The following is a 220-nucleotide window of genomic DNA, read 5'->3' as shown; positions in this document are numbered from 1 at the left end:
GGGGACACGCAGCCGCTCCCCGGCGAGGCGCAGCCCGCCGGCGGGGAGGCCGGCGCCCAGGACGAGGCCGCCCAGGCCGAAACCTCCCAGGCCGAATCCGCCCAGGCCGACGGGGGCCATGCGGAGGCCGCGCAGTCCGATGGGGCCGCGGCCGTCTCGCTCTCTTATTCCGCCCACGTCTCCGATATCGGCTGGATGGGCGCCGTCGCCGGCGGCGGGG

At 78.2% G+C, this 220-nt stretch carries 1 pseudogene; it reads left to right on the top strand.

The features are described 5' to 3' along the window. Nucleotides 1-220, top strand: a pseudogene (locus tag DWV32_RS10270) (hypothetical protein); the annotation flags it as partial.

Origin of the sequence: Collinsella sp. AF04-24 (genome assembly GCF_003465685.1) — a bacterium.
Taxonomy (GTDB): Bacteria; Actinomycetota; Coriobacteriia; order Coriobacteriales; family Coriobacteriaceae; genus Collinsella; species Collinsella aerofaciens_AP.
This window is presented reverse-complemented; position numbering and strand designations above follow the sequence as displayed.